12 protein-coding genes are annotated in these 15,195 nt (G+C 43.2%); all 12 read left to right on the top strand.

Features of this window, described 5'->3' with window-relative positions; genetic code table 11:
* The first annotated feature begins 78 nt into the window (after nt 1–78).
* Nucleotides 79–630, top strand: a complete 552-nt coding sequence (locus BMX50_RS31415; protein ID WP_143065309.1) for a hypothetical protein — start codon at nt 79–81, stop codon at nt 628–630.
* A gap of 310 nt (nt 631–940) precedes the next feature.
* Entirely contained in the window at nt 941–1,819 is an 879-nt protein-coding gene (locus BMX50_RS31410; RefSeq protein ID WP_091220771.1) for a hypothetical protein, read from the top strand.
* 30 nt (nt 1,820–1,849) lie between these two features.
* Nucleotides 1,850–3,406: a vanadium-dependent haloperoxidase gene (locus BMX50_RS31405; RefSeq protein ID WP_091220862.1), complete on the top strand. Its 1,557-nt coding sequence runs from the start codon at nt 1,850–1,852 to the stop codon at nt 3,404–3,406.
* 29 nt (nt 3,407–3,435) lie between these two features.
* A complete protein-coding gene (locus BMX50_RS31400; RefSeq protein ID WP_091220767.1) occupies nt 3,436–4,251 on the top strand; it encodes a hypothetical protein in 816 nt (271 codons plus the stop codon).
* A gap of 108 nt (nt 4,252–4,359) precedes the next feature.
* Complete coding sequence (locus tag BMX50_RS31395) at nt 4,360–5,466, top strand: hypothetical protein (protein ID WP_091220763.1); 1,107 nt, start codon at nt 4,360–4,362, stop codon at nt 5,464–5,466.
* 90 nt (nt 5,467–5,556) lie between these two features.
* Nucleotides 5,557–6,633 carry a hypothetical protein gene (locus BMX50_RS31390; RefSeq protein ID WP_091220760.1) on the top strand — a complete coding sequence of 359 codons (1,077 nt, stop codon included), beginning with the start codon at nt 5,557–5,559 and terminating at the stop codon, nt 6,631–6,633.
* 277 nt (nt 6,634–6,910) lie between these two features.
* Complete coding sequence (locus BMX50_RS31385) at nt 6,911–7,375, top strand: RidA family protein (RefSeq protein WP_091220757.1); 465 nt, start codon at nt 6,911–6,913, stop codon at nt 7,373–7,375.
* Nucleotides 7,376–7,499: 124 nt separating this feature from the next.
* On the top strand, nt 7,500–8,612 hold the full coding sequence (locus tag BMX50_RS31380; protein ID WP_091220753.1) for a D-TA family PLP-dependent enzyme: 1,113 nt from the start codon (nt 7,500–7,502) through the stop codon (nt 8,610–8,612).
* Nucleotides 8,613–8,626: 14 nt separating this feature from the next.
* Entirely contained in the window at nt 8,627–9,697 is a 1,071-nt protein-coding gene (locus BMX50_RS31375; RefSeq protein WP_091220750.1) for a dipeptidase, read from the top strand.
* Between the two features lie 480 nt (nt 9,698–10,177).
* Nucleotides 10,178–12,778, top strand: coding sequence for an MGH1-like glycoside hydrolase domain-containing protein (locus tag BMX50_RS31370; protein WP_091220746.1), 2,601 nt, complete (start codon nt 10,178–10,180; stop codon nt 12,776–12,778).
* Between the two features lie 72 nt (nt 12,779–12,850).
* Nucleotides 12,851–13,450, top strand: coding sequence for a Pycsar system effector family protein (locus BMX50_RS31365; RefSeq protein WP_143065307.1), 600 nt, complete (start codon nt 12,851–12,853; stop codon nt 13,448–13,450).
* Nucleotides 13,451–14,038: 588 nt separating this feature from the next.
* Nucleotides 14,039–14,968 (top strand): sugar phosphate isomerase/epimerase family protein, encoded by a 930-nt coding sequence (locus BMX50_RS31360; RefSeq protein ID WP_091220739.1) that lies wholly within the window; start codon nt 14,039–14,041, stop codon nt 14,966–14,968.
* Nucleotides 14,969–15,195 lie beyond the last annotated feature (227 nt).

Genomic DNA, 15,195 nt, shown 5'->3' with positions numbered 1-15,195 from the left:
TTTAATTTTTTATTTGTTTTAACAATATTGTTACATATATTTACTGTCAATTATATACCCTAACAGTAATTTCTTTTGGTGAAGAAGCTTATAGCAATACTATTGTTGAATGTACATCTGTTCAATTTGGGCGGGTACAATTTGGCATTTCAGTATTTTATTCACCGGTCTGAAGTACAAATTGTGAAAGAAATTTACGAGAACAAGGTTGATGCTACCAAGCTTGTTGAAATCAAGATCCCCGTACATCTTCCCAAAATCCACAGTTGGGCCGGCTATGTGCATGATCAGGGACAACTGCAATTAAAGGGGGTTTACTACAATTATCTGCGCTATAAAGTTACGCAGGATACAATGTCGTTTATTTGTATAGCCAACAGCGTTAAAACACGCCTGGTTAAAGCAAATCTCATTATTGCCAAAGAAATAAGCGATGTGCCCTTAAGTAAAAAGGGACATGATCAATCTCAGAAAAAAGTAAATACCGGGAACGAGTATAGTTTCCAGGTTATGCACTACCAATTCTTATCTTACGGAAGGATATTAAAGGTACATTCACGCCCTATAGCCTACCATGTAAATTCACCCTTCATTGAGTCACCCGGCAAGCCGCCAAACTCTGCCTGCTGATTATTGCCTGTAAATTATGAGTTAAATTGATTTGTGTGCCTGTGTTTTAAGGATACAATCCGTTTTATCATTTGGCTTTTTGAACCGCACATTGTCTGTGCTCCCTATTATTGGGGCAATAGCTTCTTTTTACGGCTTTGATCAAGCTCCTTAATGCTGAAATATTATCAACAATCGGTGGTTAAGCGATTTCAGTTGATAATGTTGATCCGGCTTTTGTTTTACCATTTTTAGTTATACCCTTTATTTAAACGTAATGAAATTTATGTCGCTGTATTTTTACAGATGTTGTATTGTAGTTTCTTTTTTAATGGCTGTTGCACAATGTGCCAAAGCCCAAACCGATGCTGATGCATTGATGATCCCTAAAAATTATTTTTGTGCTGCCGCAGTATATTCCCATGGGAGTTGGGACCATTACTGGGAAGGCACTTTTAAACGGGATAATCAAAATTTGGGCACTGTAAGTACCAATGTTTACAGCCTGGGTGGTAATTATGGTCTTTCAAACCGGATCAACCTGCTATTTATGGTGCCTTATGTAACCACTAATGCTTCGGCAGGTACTTTACGAGGTGAAAAGTCATTTCAGGATCTTAGTGTGTCATTTAAATGGATGGCAGTAAAAGAGGAGATAGGCAGCGGCTTATTCAGCGTTCATGCTATTGCTACAGGTATTTTACCTCTGGCCAATTATCAGGCCGATTTTCTTCCTTTATCTGTAGGTTTGCATAGCAAAAGTGCTGCTTTGCGTGCTTTGCTTAACTATCAAACAGGCAGGTTCTTTGTAGCAGGTTCAGGTCAGTACATCCGCCGTGACAACATTACTATCGACAGAACATCGTACTACACCACAGAAATGCATTACACCAATGAAGTACAATTGCCAAATGCCACCAACTTTATGTTTAGCAGCGGTTACCGAAGCCTTAAGTTTAATGCCGAAGCTACCTTTACAAAAGTTACAAGCACAAGCGGTTTTGATATCCGTAAAAACGATATGCCGTTTCCAAGTAACCGCATGAACAGTACTGCTGTTGGGTTGATACTTAAATATAGCTTCCAGTCGGTAAGCGGCCTTGAGTTTACCGCCGGTGGTAACTATGTTTTAGACGGACGTAACGTAGGGCAAACCCGTACCGGCTATGCAGGTGTGTATTATGTATTTAGTACCAAAAAGGAGAAGTAATAAGAGGTTGCACAATCAATGATCAATGAAATGAAAAAAACTATACTTAATATATTTACAGTAACAGCACTAGCGGCAGTAACTTTTAGCTCTTGCCGAAAAGATATCTTAGATCGCACGTCGCTGTATCCCGCGCTTAAACCCTCAAATCTCGACCTCACTGCGGATACTTGGAAACCGGTGTTGGTTACAGATTTTAGTACATTAAACGTGGCTGCGCCAGATGCATTGACGTCGCCGGCTTATGTAGCTGATTTAAACGAGATCAAAGGTTTACAGAAAAACCTGAGCAGCGATCAGCAGTCAAAAATTCAATACTGGAGTGCTGGCTCTGTTTTAAGATGGAACGAAATCCTGCGCGAATTGGTGGCTAAACATAACATACCACCATACCAAAACCCTGATGGTACTTATCCGGCGCCAAACTCGGCCAATCCGTTTAATTATCCTGAATTTCCGTTCTCGAACCCGCCTTATGCGGCGCGTGCATATGCTTATGTAAGTGCAGCGCAGTATGACGCATTGGTAGCCGCATGGCACTTTAAAAACGTTTATAAACGCACAGCACCGTATAAAAATGATTCGGGTATAAAGGCATTGATCCCAGCATCTGAATTGCCTTCATATCCATCTGAGGACGCAGTAGTATCTGGTGCTACGTCTGAAATTATGAAGTTGTTATTTCCTGCGGATATAGCTTATATTCAACAGAAAGTTGATGAGGAAAGATTATACAGAATAGCATCAGGTGCTAACACCCGTGGCGAATTTGCAGCTGGCGAATCGTTAGGCAGGCAGGTTGCAGCAGTATTTGCTACTCGCGCCCGTGGCGATGGTGCAGGCAAAGCGGGCGGTACTCCTGCTATCTGGAAAAATTTTGAAACCATTACAGCAGCCAAAGGCGAGCAATTTTGGGTGAGCCTGGAAACCCCTAAAAGGCCGCCAATGCTGCCATTGTTTTCAAAGGTTGTCCCATTTCTGTTTGATACGACTACCGTAGCTGCCATCAGGCCTCCGGCTCCTTATGCAACTAATTCGCCCGAATTTAAAAAGGAAACAGAAGAGGTATTGTCATTCAGCAAAGATCACAGCCGCGATCATGAAGAGTTGGTTGCTTTCTGGGCCGATGGTGCGGGTACTTATACACCTACCGGGCACTGGAATGCTATTGCTGCCGACGAGTTTGTAAAACAAAACTATAGCGAAGTACGCTGGGCGCGTAACTTTGCATTGTTGAACATGGCTCAGATGGATGCTGCTATTGTATGTTGGGATACCAAGTATTTTTACTTTAACCAGCGTCCGTCACAAGCTAACCCCAACATCAAAACTTTAACCGGTGTGCCAAACTTTCCTGCCTATACTTCAGGCCACTCTAATTTTAGTGGCTCGGCTGCTACTGTGTTAACCTATTTACTACCAGATAGGGGAAGTAAATTTACTGATATGGCGCATGCAGCAGCTATGTCAAGGTTATACGGAGGTATTCATTACCGCAGCGACTGCGAAGTTGGTTTAGTAACCGGCAATAAAGTTGGCCAGTACGCAGTTAACAGAGGTAAAACCGATGGTGCCGACGCAAAATAACAGGGTGTTGAATTGAGGACGAATAAACAATGCGCAGCTTAACAAACGATCAAAAGATATATTTCACACTTCGCCTTGCGGTAGCTATGTGTTTCATAGGGCACGGTGCTTTTGGAATTATCACTAAACAGATCTGGTGTAATTATTTCGGCGTTTTTGGTATAGGCAAAGACATGGCCTATACCTTAATGCCTTATGTAGGAACAGTTGATATTTTAATGGGCATTTCCATGCTGGTTTATCCAACCCGGGCTATTGCCATGTGGCTGGTAGTTTGGGGATTGGCCACAGCATCTATGCGCCCATTATCGGGTGAGCCTTTTGCTGAGTTTATTGAACGCGCCGGTAACTATGGAGCACCATTCGTATTACTGTTGATGCAGGGCGGTTTCAAAATCGGGAGCAAGCAGTTGTTTGCCCGTATGGATGATAACGTGAGCATCAATGCCGATACTTTAGCTAAAGTTATCACCTGGTTAAGGGTATTTGCATTTATGCTGCTGATAGGTCACGGTTGGCTTAACCTCATTCAAAAGCAAGGTTTATTGAACCAATATCACGCACTTGGTTTTGCTGATCCGGCCAAAACAGCACAGTTTGTAGGCTTGTTTGAGGTATTGGCTGCGTTAATGGTACTTATTCGTCCTTTTAAAAATATCTTACTCGTTTTTATCATATGGAAAATATCCAGCGAGCTCTTTTATCCCAAATATGAAATGTTTGAGTGGATAGAGCGCGGCGGAAGCTATGGTGTACTGCTGGCCCTTTGGTTCGCGGTTAAAAAAGCACCTGCTGGATCTATACTTTGGCCTTTTAAACAAACATCGCATTTAAAAGTAAGCTAACACATCAAAATATATAAAATCTTAATTGTGCAGGGCGAAAATTAGCCCTGTCTTGTAAGTCTATTATCTAAACAATTGAAAATACGTACCAATACTATTGCTAACTCTATGAAAAATCTTTTACTAAAATTAATTTACGTTACTACAATTTTTACGTTTGCAACCTTTGCAAAAGCTAATGCACAAGGTTGCGTCGCTATCAGGAGTACAGGCGGCCTATGTACTATGGATGAACATCCTGATAGCATTACCAGCAACGGTAGCTGGTTGTTGAACAGCAATAATCGTTATTTCCGCTCGTATAAACATTTTGTTGGCACCAAAGAGCAAACACAGCGTATTGAGCAGGGAACAAATGTTATCAACCATTCTTATACCCAGGACCTTACTTTAACCCGCATATTCAATAACCGGTGGTCGTTTGCTGTGGACTTACCTATACTTGATAACAGCCGGTCATCATTATATGAGCATGGCGGTAAGGAACGCTTGCAAACTCATTCATTTGGTTTGGGCGATGTGCGTTTAACCGCCTATGCATGGTTATTAAATCCAGCAAAAGCGCGTCGAGGAAATATACAGGTAGGTTTGGGTATAAAACTGCCAACCGGAAACTACAATTACCAGGATTATTTTTACCATACAGCTGCCAACGATGGCAAAACGCTGGGCCCGGTTGACCAATCTATCCAGTTGGGTGACGGAGGAACCGGTATTACCACCGAGATTAATACATACTATAATTTCACACACAGTTTTGGCCTGTATGGTGGTTTTTACTACCTCATCAGCCCAAGGGAACAAAATGGTGTATCATCGGCCCGCGGCAGTGTGCCAAGTACTAAAGCAGTTGCCAACGGCAGTGATGTAATGAGCGTGCCAGACCAGGTGATGATCCGCGGCGGGGCAAGCTATGGTGTCGGAAAGTTTGATTTTTCGGCAGGGGCACGTTACGAGTGCCTGCCTGTTCATGATCTTGTAGGTGGCAGTAACGGTTTTCGCAGGCCCGGATACATCATCTCTGCTGAGCCTGGTGTTACCTATCGTGTTAAATCGTTTTCAATTTATGCCTTTGTGCCTGTAGCCTTAAAACGCGACCGCACGCAAAGTGTACCGGATAAAATTACAACCAATTTAACCGGTGTTTATACACAGGGCGACGCTGCATTTGCAGATTATGCTATTAACGTAGGAATAACTTTTAGAATTAAATAGAGAAAATTGGTTTTGTTTAAGCCGGGGGTGAGATCCTCGGCTTTATTTAACCTTCACTTACAAATTGCAAACACACATAAACAACATATTATGAAACATACTTTACAATTTCTTTTTTGTACGGCTATTTGCTTGCTGGTCACTTATACCGGGGTACATGCACAAGGCTGCATTGCTATAAAAGGCGATGGTCCTTTCACCAATATGGAACATACCACTCAGGATACCTCATATAAAGGCTGGGAGCTTACTGCTTCATGGCGTTATTTTAAATCGTTCCGCCATTTTAAAGGCAGCGACGAACAAAAACAGCGCCAGGTAATAGGTAATGAGGTGATCAATCATCAGCATACATTCGATATAAACCTTACCCGCAGTTTTAACCAATATTGGTCGGTTTCTGTTGGTGTGCCATATCTTGTTAACACCCGTTCGTCTTTGTATGAACACGGTGGTAAAGAGCGTCACAATTCATACTCTCAAGGTATAGGTGATTCGCGTATCATCGTTAACAGATGGTTGTTTGACAGTCGCAAAAGCAACGGTAATATCCAGGTTGGTTTAGGTATCAAGCTGCCTACCGGCGATTTTAACTACAAATCACATTTCTATAATGTTATCCCATCTGAGCGCCCTGTAGATCAGTCAATCCAGTTAGGTGATGGTGGTTTGGGGATTATTGCCGAAGCAAATGGTTACCTGGGCTTTGGAAGTGGGTTTAGTGGCTACAGTAACGTATACTACATGAGCAACCCGCGCAATACCAACGGTACCCGTACTTATCGCGAAACCCTGAGCGCAACACTGGCTAACGAAGCTATTTCAAGTGTGCCTGATCAATACCTTGCCCGTGTAGGTGTTAACTATACCATAGCGCATGTGTTTACCATATCGGCAGGCGGTCGTATTGAGGGGATTCCCGTACATGACTTTATCGGTAAAAGTGATGGTTTCCGCCGTCCGGGTTATATCATTTCTGCTGAGCCTTCTTTGAGCTATGCATTTAAAAGAGTGAATATTTTTGCCAGCGTACCAATCGCACTGAAACGTGATCGTACACAAAGTGTTACCGATAAAGAAAACTCGATAGCTACCGGTACCTATGTTATTGGCGATGCCGCGTTTGCCGATTATGCTATCAATTTTGGTGTGTCGTTTAAATTTTGAGATTATATATTCTACTTAGTTGATTTTGGATGAAGCCGGGAGTGAGATCCCCGGCTTTTTTATTGAACACTAATTTTTTTGGATTGAATCGAATGGGCGCGAAACCTGCTATTTGAGCGGGCAATTTTGAAGGCGAATTTTCGAATTGGACTAATTATATGAATTGTTTTAGCTATCGCCAATTCGTGTAATCCGAATAAATTGTCGCCGGCAGGCAGCATTCGCGTAAAATGATTTTTTATGATACTTTTTTTATAAAAAACGATAGTTTTATGCCATGAACACTCCCGAAGAAAACTTTGCAGCGCTGGGTTTAAACCTGCCGCCTGCCCCAAAGCCGCTTGGCGTTTATAAACCATGTTTAGTTGATGGCAAATACCTTTACTTGTCGGGCCATGGTCCTGTGCAGGACGATGCATCGCTTATCATCGGCCGCATTGGTGACACCGTAAGCCAGGAAGATGGCAAGCTTGCTGCGCAACAGGTTGGCCTAACCATGCTGGCTACTATTAAAGCCAACATCGGCAGTTTTAATAAAATAAAGCGTGTTATAAAAGTGTTGGGTATGGTTAATTGCACACCCGAATTTGAAAAACATCCTTTTATCATTAATGGCGCCAGCGAACTGTTTGCGAAAATCTGGGGCGAAGAGAATGGTATAGGCGTACGCAGCGCGGTAGGCATGGGATCATTACCAGATAATATCCCAGTTGAGATTGAAGCGCTGTTTGAATTAGAATAAAATCTACAATTTCCATTTTGTAGAGACGCATAATTGCGTCTCCAATTTGCAGGGGCACCATGAGGGCGGCTCTGTATGTTCGAAGACGCAATTGTGCGTCTCTACATGAAAAAATATTTAAACCATGACCCCTAATTGGTATAATATACAGGATATTGATAAGCTGGATACGCCGGCGCTGGTTGTTTATCCGGATAGGGTTAAAACAAATATTGCAACGCTTACCGGCATGATTGATGATGTTGCCCGTTTGCGGCCGCATGTTAAAACCTATAAAAATGCTAAGGTTACCGGTTTTCTGTTAAATGCAGGTGTCCGCAAGTTCAAGTGCGCTACCATTGCCGAAGCAGAGCTATTGGCTATGAGTAAAGCACCTGATGTTTTGCTGGCCTATCAGCCCGAAGGGCCCAAACTCCATCGCTTCATCAGGTTGATCCACGCTTATCCGCAAACACATTTTTCGTGCCTTGTTGATAACACTGCGTCCGCAAAGGAGATTTCCGACGCCGCTGTAAGGTTTAAGACTAATATTGATGTATACCTGGATTTGAATGTGGGCATGAACCGTACAGGTATAACGCCCGGTTTCGAGGCTCTACAGCTTTATATAGATTGTGGTGTACTGCCGGGTATTAACCCTGTTGGCCTGCATGCCTATGATGGTCATATCCATGATGCAGATCTGCAAAAACGCGCGGATAGATGCAACTTCGGATTCGATCCGGTACTTAAGTTGCAGCAAACCATAAAAAGCAAGGGTTATCCCGAACCGGTAATTGTAGCAGGTGGCTCGCCAACTTTCCCTATCCATGCTAAGCGTAAATATGTTGAATGCAGCCCGGGTACGTTTGTTTACTGGGACAAAGGATACCAGGTGGAGATGCCGGAGCAAGGTTTTTTACCCGCAGCGCTGGTTGTTACAAGGGTAATCTCCATACCCGGGCCAACAAAGCTTTGTTTGGATGTAGGGCATAAGTCTGTTTCAGCCGAAAATGAGTTGAGCAAACGCATTTACTTTTTAAATGCGCCCGGGCTTTACCCTGTAAGCCAAAGTGAAGAACATCTGGTAGTTGAGGCAGGGGCTAACCACAAATATAATGTTGGCGATGTGCTTTATGGCATTCCGCATCATATTTGCCCTACTGTTGCGCTATACGAGCGTGTTTATACTATTGAGAACGAAAACATAAGCGGTGAGTGGCTTAACAAAGCCCGTGACCGCAAGATCACCATTTAAATTTCCCCTGAGCAATGTTTGTTGTAGATGCCCATTTGGATTTAAGCATGAACGCCCTGGAGTGGAACCGCGATCTTACGCGGCCGCTTGCCGAGGTAAATCAACGCGAAGAAGGTTTAACCGATAAACCTGATCGTGCCAAAGCTGTTGTTACACTGCCCGAATTACGGAAAGGTAATATTGGCCTTGTAGTAGCCACGCAGATAGGTCGTTATGTTGCACCGGAAAATCCGTTACCGGGCTGGCATTCGCCTGAGCAGGCCTGGGCGCAAACCCAGGGGCAGGTAGCCTGGTATAAAGCTATGGAAGATGCCGGCGAAATGGTACAGGTAAATGACTTGCCATCGCTTGAAAAACATCTGGCGCTTTGGAATGATGGAGGATCAACAGAAAAGAAGCCAATAGGTTATATTTTGAGTTTGGAAGGTGCCGATTCGATTGTGACTGTTGAGCATTTGGAACGGGCTTATAATTATGGTCTCAGGGCTGTTGGTCCGGCGCATTATGGCCCCGGAAGATATGCTCAGGGTACGGATGCAACCGGTTATATGGGGCCAAAGGGGCATGAACTGCTTAAAGAAATGGAGCGCCTGAATATCATTTTAGATGCAACCCATTTATGCGATGATAGCTTTTGGGAGGCACTTGATCATTTTAACGGCCATGTTTGGGCCAGTCACAACAATTGCCGCGCATTGGTAAACCATAACCGTCAGTACAGCGACGAAATGATTAAAGTGCTGATTGACCGTGGTGCAGTTATTGGCGCGGCGCTTGATGCCTGGATGATGGTACCGAACTGGGTAAGAGGCGTATCAACACCAAGGGGAATGAACTGTAATATGGAAGTGATGGTTGACCATATAGATCATATATGCCAGATAGCAGGCAATGCTCTCCATGTAGGCATGGGCACTGACCTGGACGGAGCCTTCGGCCGTGAGCAATGTCCTTACGACCTGGAAACCATTGCCGATCTGCAAAAGGTTCCTGATCTGTTGAAAAAACGAGGCTATACTGATGAGGATGTCCAAAATATGATGCATGGCAACTGGCTGCGGTTTTTAAGAAAAGCCTGGGCGTAAGTTCAGTAGGCAGTTTTTAGTTTGCGGCCGGCAGTTGTCTGAACTCGAATTTATAGAATTAAGGAATGAGCAGAATGCAAATCATATTCGAAAAATTCATTCATTCGTTTAATTCGAGTTCAGACAAAAGAAATCTAACACTGGTCCAAGTTTAGCGATAGCGTAACTTGGACCTAAAACCGTGGAAGCATCCTGCTTCTGTATCTGGGTTACAAGTTAATGGACGTAAATTGTCATTGGGCTACGGTTAAGCTGAAAGCTTAACCCATTTGGGGACGAAGCTACGCTGTCGCTAAACTTCGACCAGAAAACAGAATTTTGTAATTCTTGTTTAACTAAACAATAAATAAAACCTTCAATTCCTGCCTATTCTTCATAATACGGTAAAACAAACTACGCGTTAACGTATTTTTACCTAATTAAATCTACTTTGCAAAACGCTTACTTAAATTAGGGATAGTGTAAATTGCCATCTATACTATGAATGCAGAACAATCAAGGTTAAAAGATACAGGCTGGAAAAAGTGGGGGCCCTATGTGAGTGATCGCCAGTGGGGTACCGTACGTGAAGATTATAGTGCAAATGGTGATGCCTGGAACTATATTACCCATGATATGGCCCGCAGTAAAGCTTATCGTTGGGGAGAGGAGGGTATAGCCGGCATTTGCGACAGGCAACAATATCTGTGTTTTGCAATAGCATTGTGGAATAAGAAAGACCCTATTGTAAAAGAGCGTTACTTTGGCTTAAGTAATCCAGAAGGTAACCATGGCGAGGATGTAAAAGAGTTGTACTATTATTTGGATAGTACTCCTACGCATTCGTACATGAAAACGCTGTATAAATATCCTCAAAATGAGTTTCCATACAGCTGGCTGGTGAACGAAAACAAGCGCCGGGGCCGGCAGGACCCGGAATTTGAACTGATGGATACGGGTATATTTGATCATAATGAATACTTTGACGTTTTTACCGAGTATGCTAAAAGTGCGCAGGAAGACATTCTGATCAAAATAACTATTCATAACAGGAGTGATCAGGATGCGCCGCTTAATGTAATGCCTACTTTATGGTTCCGGAACACCTGGGGCTGGGGATATGACTCGCGCAAGCCCGATCTGTCGGCTTCATCGGACAAAGTGATTAGCATTTTTCAAAAAGATCTCGGGCAGATGTGGCTGCATACCGAGGGAGATGGCCAACTACTATTTTGCGACAATGAAACCAACTCGCGTAGATTATACAACTATGATGATGGTCGCAAATATTATAAAGATGGCATAAACGATTATATTGTACATGGTGCCGACACCGTGAACCCTAAAAATATGGGTACCAAAGCGGCAGTGAACTATGATTTAAATATCTCGGCAGGGAAATGCGTAACCCTGCGTTTGCGCCTTTCAGAAGATGCCAATTATAGCTTTGAGGACTTTGACGATATTTTTGCTGTCCGCCAAACAGAAGCCGACCAATTTTATAATGATATCCATGGGGCTACTATGAACCCCGATCGCCGGCTTATTCAGCGGCAGGCCTTTGCGGGTATGCTCTGGAATAAGCAGTTTTTCTATACCGATGTTCGTCACTGGCTTAGCGGCGATAAGGGGATGCCGAGCCCGCCTGCGCAAAGGCAAAAGGCGCGCAACAGCAAATGGACACACCTGAATACCCGCGATATTATTTCGATGCCCGATAAATGGGAGTACCCCTGGTTTGCAGCCTGGGACCTGGCTTTTCATTGCCTCCCGCTGGCGACCGTTGATATGGCTTTCGCCAAAAATCAGCTGATCTTGCTTACCCGCGATTGGTATATGCACCCGAACGGGCAGTTGCCGGCTTACGAATGGGACTTTGGCGATGTAAATCCGCCAGTACATGCTATGGCTGTATGGAACGTTTATAAAACCGACAAGGAAAATAATAATGGCAAAGGTGATACCTACTTTCTGGAACGCGTTTTTCATAAGCTGATGCTCAATTTTACCTGGTGGGTTAACCGCAAAGACCAATCAGGGAATAATATTTTTGAAGGCGGTTTCCTGGGGATGGATAATATCGGTGTTTTTGACCGCAATATGCACCTGCCTTCGGGCCAACATTTAGAACAGGCCGACGGCACCAGCTGGATGGCTATGTATTCGCTTAACCTGCTACGTATTGCTACCGAGCTTACTGAGACTGACAATGCCTACGCCGATATTGCATCTAAGTTTTTTGAGCATTTCATCTACATTGTAGGAGCGATGTCAAACCTGGGCGAGAACAATGAAGGCCTTTGGGATGATGAGGACGGCTTTTTTTACGATCAGATCCGTTTCCCTGATGACGGTTCCATAAAAATGCGGGTGAGGAGCATAGTAGGGTTGATCCCGCTGTTTGCTACGGAAGTATTGGACGAGAAAGACATTATGGAGAGCCCGGTATTTAAAGACCGTATGAAATGGTTTGCCGAAAACCGGCCCGATCTTGCGTCGCTGGTTTCGCGCTGGAACGAAAAGGGGAGTAATGGAAAACATCTTGTAAGTTTGCTGCGTGGCTATAGGATGAAATCGTTACTGAGGTATATGCTTGATGAAAATGAGTTTTTGAGCGATTACGGAATTAGGTCGCTTTCAAAATATCATTTAAAGCACCCTTATCATGTTTCGGTTAACGGCGTGGAATTTGGTATAACCTACGTGCCCGGCGAGAGTGATAGCGGACTTTTTGGAGGCAATAGTAACTGGCGCGGGCCTATTTGGATGCCGATCAATTACTTGATCATTGATAGTTTGCACCGCTTCCATATGTTTTATGGTAATGAATTTAAAATAGAATGCCCTACCGGTTCGGGTAACTTCATGAACCTGAAGGAGGTAGCTAATGAACTTTATGCCAGGGTTTCCAAACTATTTATGAAAAACGAAAACGGTGAGCGACCGGTGTACGGTAAAAATTCAAAGCTGCAAACTGATCCACATTTTAAAGACCATATACTGTTTTATGAGTTTTTTGATGGTGATACCGGTCTTGGTTTGGGTGCAGCTCATCAAACGGGGTGGACAGGGTTAATTGCTAATTGTTTGTACCTGGAGTAGTGTTTATGTGTATATGGAAATCCTTGGCCCTTACTACATTAATGTAAAGTAACCTAAATTTATGATTAGAAAATGGAACCGATGACAGGCCCGGAAGCACTACCGCAAATAGCGACCGAAGTAGGAGATATAGATTTAGGTATTGAAACCCTGCTTAAGGTTACTGCCAGTACTGACCAGCGCCTGAGCGACATGGCTGATAATAAGGCGCAGATCCTGATTACGGTTAATTCAATCATTATTTCGGCTATCATCAGTTTGGTGTTGCGCAAGCTTAAGGATAATTCGTTTTTGATATTGCCATCGTATTTGCTACTTACGGTTAGCCTGGCTACCATGATCCTGGCTATATTATCAACCCGGCCGTCGATACCAAAAGGGAGATTCAGTACAAAAGATCTTGCGGATAAAAAAGCCAACCTGCTGTTTTTTGGTAACTTTTATCGAATGAAGCTGGACGATTTTGCGGCCGGTATGAAGAATGTATTGCATGATAAAGAATACCTGTACGATAGCCTGATTAAAGATATTCATACCCAGGGCGTGGTTCTGGGGCGTAAATATCGCCTGCTCAGGGCTGCTTATAATGTTTTTATGTTTGGGCTCATCATCGCTATTATTACTTTCATTATATCATCAATGGTGCACAACAGCCTGCCTGAGATTGTTTGATGCATTTTTTTACAATAGATAGTTTATTATTTTGATCCATGTTTTGCGTTAGGGATAGAAGCGGATACCGGCCAATGAGCGTAATGCCTGCAGGCGTATGAGCGGATAGCCCGGCCGTAGGCAACGCCCATATTTAAGTCTTTATGTTAGTATTTGCCACTTATCGTTCGCTCTGTAAAGCATGTGATTGCCACACTATCGCTTATAATGACGTAGTTGTAAGTTGTTGATTATTAGTTTTTTTTTGATTATTTGCTAAATGTGGGCGTTGCCTGCGGCCCGTGCTATCCGCTCATACTGCGCAGGCATTAGCCACAAGGCCGGTATCGGCTACTATCACTAACGCGGCCTCCCCCACAACATCGCTAAAATGTATTTTACACGTCATCTCTATTTTTTCCAGGGACGCCCTGGTGGTTGTTCAGCAATGACATGACGATATTTATCACAGCCTTTACTGTAAAACACCCTACATATCTCAAATTCTTAAATAAAATTATTGTGTAAAAAAGACACAATAAAATTTCTTTGCTCATTTTTAATTAATTAGCTTTACTGTACCAGTTAATTATTAACCATTATCAAAGCATGAATTACAGCAGAAGAAATTTTATTAAAGGCACCGGCGCGCTGGTGCTTGGCGGCATGGCTTTATCGGGTAAAGCGGCGAGTTTTTTGAGTAATATGGAGCATCATCCTGTTGGATTACAATTATTTACTTTTTTTGGCATTATTGACGAAGACGTTAAGGGTACGCTTGGTAAAATAGCCGGCATAGGCTACAAAGAATTGGAATCGGCCTTTAGTAAAAAAGGAGGCTACTATGGCATGAAACCTAAAGAGTTTAAAGCTACAGTAAACGATTTGGGCATGAGCTGGACTTCGCACCACGTATTGGGTGCGCCATTTAAACTGCCTCCGGGAGCAAAAATGCCTGCAGGTGCCGATGGTAAGCCAATGGTACTGCCTCCGGTACTCAATCTGCGTGATAATATGCAGCAGGTAGTGGATGAAGTTGCGGAAGGCGGTGTTAAATACCTGGTTTGCGCTAATTCGCCTACGGCTACGCTTGAGGAAATAAAATCGACCATAGAGGTGTTGAACAAAACAGGAGAGGCGGCTAAAAAAGCAGGCATCCAGTTTGCATACCACAATCATGATATGGAGTTTCATGCGGTTGATGGTAAGGTGCCGTACGACTTGTTATTAAGCGAAACTGACGCCAACAATGTAAAAATGGAGCTTGATTTGGCCTGGGCTGTTAAAGCAGGTAAAAATCCCGTGGAGATGTTTAAGGAGCATCCGGGGCGTTTCCCGCTTTGGCATGTGAAAGATTTAGATGCCAGCAGGCAAAATATACAACCTGTAGGCGGCGGTACTATTGACTTTAAGCCGATTTTTGCGGCTGCAAAATCAGCGGGAATGAAACACTTTTTTGTAGAACATGATATGCCAAAAGATGCATTTGCAAGTATTACAGCCAGTATGGGGTATTTGAAAGAGAAGCTGATGGTATAACAATGTACTATAGCTAATTCGCTAACTATTATTTTTTATAATACTAAAACAGCCGGTAAATAGAAATTTATCGGCTGTTTTGTTTGCCGTTCTCTCTGGTTTTTGATTTTTTCTTAATTGGTGAGTTTTTTATGGGAGATTGCGTTGTAGATTATTGTGTTTTTGAGAAAGCGGGGCTTAACAATTACATAATGTGCCGTAATTTTGATTTAATGTGCCGGTTGAGT

It is taken from the genome of Mucilaginibacter gossypiicola (assembly GCF_900110105.1).
GTDB classification, from domain to species: Bacteria; Bacteroidota; Bacteroidia; order Sphingobacteriales; family Sphingobacteriaceae; genus Mucilaginibacter; species Mucilaginibacter gossypiicola.
Note: the sequence above shows the minus strand (reverse complement) of the source record. Positions and strands in the feature narration are given on the sequence as shown.